Annotated in this window: 7 protein-coding genes; 6 read left to right on the top strand and 1 reads right to left on the bottom strand. The window is 42.9% G+C overall.

Annotated elements, in window-relative coordinates; all coding sequences use genetic code 11:
* From B4K20_RS08105 to B4K20_RS08085, 5 genes are all read left to right on the top strand, one after another.
* Positions 1–294: class I SAM-dependent methyltransferase (locus B4K20_RS08105; RefSeq protein WP_289282519.1), on the top strand; the 294-nt coding region annotated here is incomplete at its 5' end.
* A complete protein-coding gene (locus B4K20_RS08100; RefSeq protein ID WP_286305066.1) occupies positions 287–811 on the top strand; it encodes a DUF2878 domain-containing protein in 525 nt (174 codons plus the stop codon). The genes B4K20_RS08105 and B4K20_RS08100, both read left to right, overlap by 8 nt.
* Positions 804–1,574: a DUF1295 domain-containing protein gene (locus tag B4K20_RS08095; RefSeq protein ID WP_289282518.1), complete on the top strand. Its 771-nt coding sequence runs from the start codon at positions 804–806 to the stop codon at positions 1,572–1,574. The genes B4K20_RS08100 and B4K20_RS08095 overlap by 8 nt, the downstream gene beginning before the upstream one ends.
* Positions 1,561–2,586, top strand: coding sequence for an SAM-dependent methyltransferase (locus tag B4K20_RS08090; protein ID WP_289282517.1), 1,026 nt, complete (start codon positions 1,561–1,563; stop codon positions 2,584–2,586). Before B4K20_RS08095 ends, B4K20_RS08090 begins: the two co-directional genes overlap by 14 nt.
* 7 nt (positions 2,587–2,593) lie before the next feature.
* Complete coding sequence (locus tag B4K20_RS08085; RefSeq protein ID WP_289282516.1) at positions 2,594–3,892, top strand: sensor histidine kinase; 1,299 nt, start codon at positions 2,594–2,596, stop codon at positions 3,890–3,892.
* 3 nt (positions 3,893–3,895) lie between these two features.
* Here the strand turns inward: B4K20_RS08085 and B4K20_RS08080 are convergent, their stop codons facing one another.
* The gene (locus tag B4K20_RS08080) at positions 3,896–4,594 is read right to left on the bottom strand and encodes a response regulator transcription factor (protein ID WP_286305062.1); all 699 of its coding nucleotides are present in this window, start codon (positions 4,592–4,594) and stop codon (positions 3,896–3,898) included.
* Positions 4,595–4,757: 163 nt separating this feature from the next.
* Between B4K20_RS08080 and B4K20_RS08075 the strand changes: the two genes are divergently transcribed.
* Positions 4,758–4,958, top strand: a complete 201-nt coding sequence (locus B4K20_RS08075; protein ID WP_289244964.1) for a (2Fe-2S)-binding protein — start codon at positions 4,758–4,760, stop codon at positions 4,956–4,958.
* Positions 4,959–5,053: the final 95 nt, after the last annotated feature.

Below are 5,053 nucleotides of genomic sequence, written 5' to 3'. Positions count from 1 at the left end.
ATTCCCTGTGTCAGTGTTTTGGTCAATGCCGCTGCAAAAGCACAGATGAGATTAACTAATCTGGAAGACATTGGGCCGAGTTACGCGCAAACATTGCGGGTATGGCGTGAACGGTTCTTCGATAAGGAAGAGCAAGTTAAAGCGATGGGGTATGACGAGCGTTTTATAAGAATGTGGGAGTTTTACCTTTCTTACTGCGAAGGTGGCTTTATTGAACGCAGTATCAGTGATGTTCATTTACTGTTTAGTAAACAGGATACGCGACAGGCACAGTGGGTTCCACAACGTGGTTAATGTATTCAACTTTATTGCTTTCCAGCTAGTTTGGTTTATCAGTATTTTCTCAGCTGCTGCCAACAGTAGTCATTACGCATTACTAGCGACAGCGCTGTTTATCATTTTCCAGCTAGCCCTGAGTCCATGGAAAAAAACAGATATCAAATTGATTCTGCTCGGGCTTTCCGCTGGGATGCTCTTAGATACTGTCTGGCTCAACTTGGATCTCATGAATTACATCGATAAAACGTTTATTCATGTTGCTCCCTGGTGGATAGGATGTTTGTGGATCAACTTTATGTTGACCTTGAATCACTCATTAAGCTGGCTGCAACGGAAGCCTGTTTTATTGGGATTGTTGTGCATAGTCGCTGCTCCACTGTCCTATTATGCTGGTAGCGAAGCCGGTGCAGTCAGTCTGAATACACCTTTTCTGGCACTAGCTGTGGTATCAATCAGCTGGGCTTTGTGGATTCCTTTGTTGATGCAGATTGCAAACCATTGGCGACATAAAGAGGAGACTGAACATGCTTGAACTCGGCCTGCTGATTGCGAGTATTACCATGCTGTTTGGCTGGATATATGAAGGAAGAACCAATAATGCTGGCGTGGTGGATGTTCTCTGGTCTGGATTGATGATGGGGTTACCCATTCTGTATGCCACGCAGATGCAGGGTGATGTCGTGTTACGAGTAGCCAGTGCTGCATTAATGAGCTTTTGGTATCTACGTTTGTTTATTCACCTCAGCACACGTGTTTTTTCAGAACCGGAAGACGGGCGCTATCGTTATCTGCGTGAGTATTGGGGAGACAAAGCACATCGGAATCATTTTTTCTTTTTTCAATTTCAGGCTGTTTTAGCCTGGGGTTTTACCTTGCCGATTTGGTGGTTAGCTCAGGTAGAGACTTTTCAACTTGTATGGCTTGTTGTTGCATTAGCCCTCGCGTTTGGAGCTTGGGTCGGGGTCTACGTAGCGGATAAACAACTTGCCGAATTTAAAAAGAATCCCGCTAACAAAGGCAAAGTATGTGAGAAAGGGCTTTGGTTTTATTCACGTCACCCGAATTACTTTTTTGAATGGTGTCACTGGTTTAGTTACCCCATCATGGCCATAGGCATTTCTGGTGGCGAGTGGCTATGGATAATGCCTGTTGTGATGTTTGCCTTTTTGTACTTCATCACAGGGATTCCTTACACCGAGCAACAAGCTATCCGAAGTCGTGGCGACGCATACCGACAATATCAAAAAACAACCAGTGCATTTATTCCGTGGAGAAAGAAAGATGGGTATGATTGATTTGGCAGAAAAGAAGTGGTTTCCTGACAGCTTGATTCGAATCGGAATAAGGCAGTTACTGAAACAACGCCTAAAAGAGGAATACGCTTCAGAGCCAGATAAATTAACTCAACGTAAACAGCAATGCATTGAGCAACTAAAACAAAGTCCTATCGCCATAGAAACAGATGCTGCGAATGAGCAGCACTATGAAGTGCCTGCTGAGTTTTATAAAGAAGTACTAGGCAAGCACTTTAAATATAGTGGTTGTTACTGGACAAACAGTTGTTTGACCCTCGATGATGCAGAAGAAGCCATGCTGAGCATTTATCTGGAGAGGGCAGAGTTAGTCAATGGCCAACACATTCTTGAGTTGGGGTGTGGTTGGGGCTCTTTGACCTTATACATGGCAGAAAAACTGCCCTTTGCCAAGATAACAGCGGTGTCTAACTCACATTCACAACGCCAATATATCGAACAGCAATTATTAGATCGTGGTTTGAGTAATGTTCAGGTGATTACCTGTGATGTGAATGACTTAGAGCTGGAACAACAATTCGACCGTGTGGTGTCAGTTGAAATGTTTGAGCATATGCGTAATTACCAGCGTTTATTCGACAAGATTGGAGACTGGCTAAAGCTGCAAGGCAAGTTATTTGTGCACATTTTCTGTCACCGGGAAGTGGTGTATCCATTTGAAACTGAAGGTGAAGATAACTGGATGGGGCGCTATTTCTTTACGGGTGGTCTCATGCCTTCTGCCGATACTTTGCTGTACTTTCAATCACAATTATCCATACAGCAACACTGGTTAGTTAATGGTAGTCATTATCAGAAAACAGCAGAAGCCTGGCTGGAAAATACAGATAAAAATGAAGCGAATGTGCTACGTTTATTCCGAGATGTTTATGGCGACCAAGCGGAAACCTGGTTACAGCGCTGGCGTTTGTTTTTTATGGCGTGTGCAGAGTTGTTTGGATATGAAAATGGAAACCAATGGCTTGTCGGACACTATTTATTCGAGAAAAGATGAGTAGTGAATGCTGAAAAATAAATCCACCCTCCAAGCCAAGTTAGTTAAAGTTTTTCTTATACAGGTTCTATTAATTAGTCTTGTCACTGTCGGTGGTATTTATGCTGCAAAAATCATGGTTGAAGATGTGCTGGTGCGCCAGGCATTAGAAGGTGAAGCTCAGCACTTTTGGGAAATGCGTGACAAAGATCCTGATTTTCCACCACCAGATACAATGAATTTAAAAACCTATCTGGTCACAGATGGGGACTACTCTTCCTTACCTAGAGAATTAGTGCCTCTGTCACCTGGTTATCAGCGAGCTGGATTAAATCAAGAAACCCCCATTCTCTACATAGAAGACAAAGGTAATAGCCGACTTTATCTGATTTTTGATGAAGTAAAAGTCTCCCGTCTGGCACTTTTATTTGGTATTTTGCCGCTCGCTGGCGTGTTAGTGGTGTTATATATCCTGGCCTGGATAGCGTACCGTCAATCGCATAAAGCGGTGTCGCCCATCGTGAAGTTAGCCAAGTCGGTGAGACAAGCCGAAATCAAAGATGGCAGTCTACCGGACTTGGATTTGCAAGAACTACGTGATATCCCCGACGATGAAGTATCAAGCTTAGTAGGCGCGTTGGATCAGTTTACCCAGCGTCTTGAGCTCTTTATTGATCGGGAGCGCCATTTCACACGAGATGCCAGTCACGAACTGAGAACCCCAATAGCTGTATTAAGAAGTGCCATGGAATTACTTGAGCGTCGTTACGATGTAGCTAATGATAAAACGATGCGCCGAGTTTATCGCACCTTATATGACATGGAAGCATTGATTGAAACACTGCTCATACTGGCGAGGGAAGAAAAAGCCGTGCTACCGGTTCAGGATGTTGATATTAATGCGATGGCCCTGAAACAGTTGGACACACTGGAGACACTATTCCAAGACAAGTCGATAACCGTCGATATTGATGAACAAGCTAAATTAGTGGTTAAGGCACCCGAAGCGGTAGTGTCTATTTTGATGAGTAACTTGTTGCGTAATGCCTTTAATTACACGCCCAAAGGCCATGTGATTATCAAAATTTGGCAGCAGGGATTTTCTGTTGCTGATAGTGGTGTTGGGATGAGTGAGCAACAAGTTAAAAATGTGTTTGAACCTTTTTATCGCGGAGAGCGTGATAATAATGAAAAGGGCTATGGTTTAGGAATGACCATTGTTAAACGTTTATGCAATCGCTACTTCTGGCATTTACGCATCACCAGTGAAATTGGAAAAGGGACAGAGGTGAGCGTCCATTTTCCTAAGTCACAGATTGAAAGCTAACTCTTATAGATCTTTCTCTTCACAGAGCTTATATCCTACGCCAGGGATAGTGTGTAGCAGATGTTGCTGAAAAGGTTTATCAATCAGTTTTCTAAGATTGTATAAATGGCTACGTAGCGTATCACTGTCAGGGGTATCTTCACCCCATATCTCTGTTTCCAGCTTTTCCCGTGTCACTAACTTTGGTGATTCACGCATAAGAATTTTCAAAATCTGTAGCATGATGGGTGAAAGGCGGACATTTTCACCAGCTCGTGTCACACGCATGGTCTTAGGATCAAAAATCATATCGGCAATTTGCAATGATTTTGTATCCATTTCTCCTCTATGACGACGTATATGTGAGGTCAGTCTTGCCTCTAATTCTTTCATCTCAAAAGGCTTAATGAGGTAGTCATCTGCCCCATACTCAAAGCCGCTCAATTTGTCATTGAGTGTATCTCTGGCTGTGAGCATTACGATAGGCATATCAAGTTGTAGCTCACCACGAATTCGTTCACAGACTTCAAAGCCATCAATCCCTGGCATCATGACGTCTAACACAACAGCATCATAATGGTTCTGACTACATAGTTTTAATGCTGTCAGTCCATCGGCAGCGAAGTCGACAGTCATGCCACCTTCTTCTAGAAAGTCCCCTACATTTGCCGCCAGATCTTGATGATCTTCGACGATGAGAACGGTTGCTGGGTTGATCTTCATCTCTCGGTCCTTACTTTTTGATTGCCTTCAGTGTAAGCATAACGCACTGCTGTATGAGCTTTGTGAAAAAGTCATTATTTTTTTGAGGAATAATCTAAAAATATAATTGACTCATTAAATAACAATCATTATCATTAACATCAAACCTCAAGTGAGTACTGCAATGATTGTATGTATCTGTAACAATGTGAACTCAGACGCCATCAACGAAGCCATGGAGTCTGGTGCAAATACACTGCATCACATTCGTGAACAAACCGGCGCGTCTGCATGTTGTGGGAAGTGTCAGTTCAAAGTTAATCGTTTGCTAAATGAATTTGAACAAACGGATGTTATCCCCAGTGCATGTTCCGGAGAGGGCTAATATTCCCCGCACAGTAAAAAGTATTTTAGTTAACTATAAGTCATTCTCATTATCACTCTCAGTTCAGTGTGTAACCATCATTCCCGCTCAATAAC

Origin of the sequence: Methylophaga sp. UBA5088, assembly GCF_002414625.1 — a bacterium.
GTDB classification, from domain to species: Bacteria; Pseudomonadota; Gammaproteobacteria; order Nitrosococcales; family Methylophagaceae; genus Methylophaga; species Methylophaga marina.
This window is presented reverse-complemented; position numbering and strand designations above follow the sequence as displayed.

Coding starts and splice junctions, on each gene's coding strand:
- B4K20_RS08090 (WP_289282517.1), top strand. CDS start 1,561: ATGGGTATGATTGATTTGGCAGAAAAGAAGTGGTTTCCTGACAGCTTG.
- B4K20_RS08095 (WP_289282518.1), top strand. CDS start 804: ATGCTTGAACTCGGCCTGCTGATTGCGAGTATTACCATGCTGTTTGGC.
- B4K20_RS08080 (WP_286305062.1), bottom strand. CDS start 4,594: ATGAAGATCAACCCAGCAACCGTTCTCATCGTCGAAGATCATCAAGAT.
- B4K20_RS08085 (WP_289282516.1), top strand. CDS start 2,594: ATGCTGAAAAATAAATCCACCCTCCAAGCCAAGTTAGTTAAAGTTTTT.
- B4K20_RS08075 (WP_289244964.1), top strand. CDS start 4,758: ATGATTGTATGTATCTGTAACAATGTGAACTCAGACGCCATCAACGAA.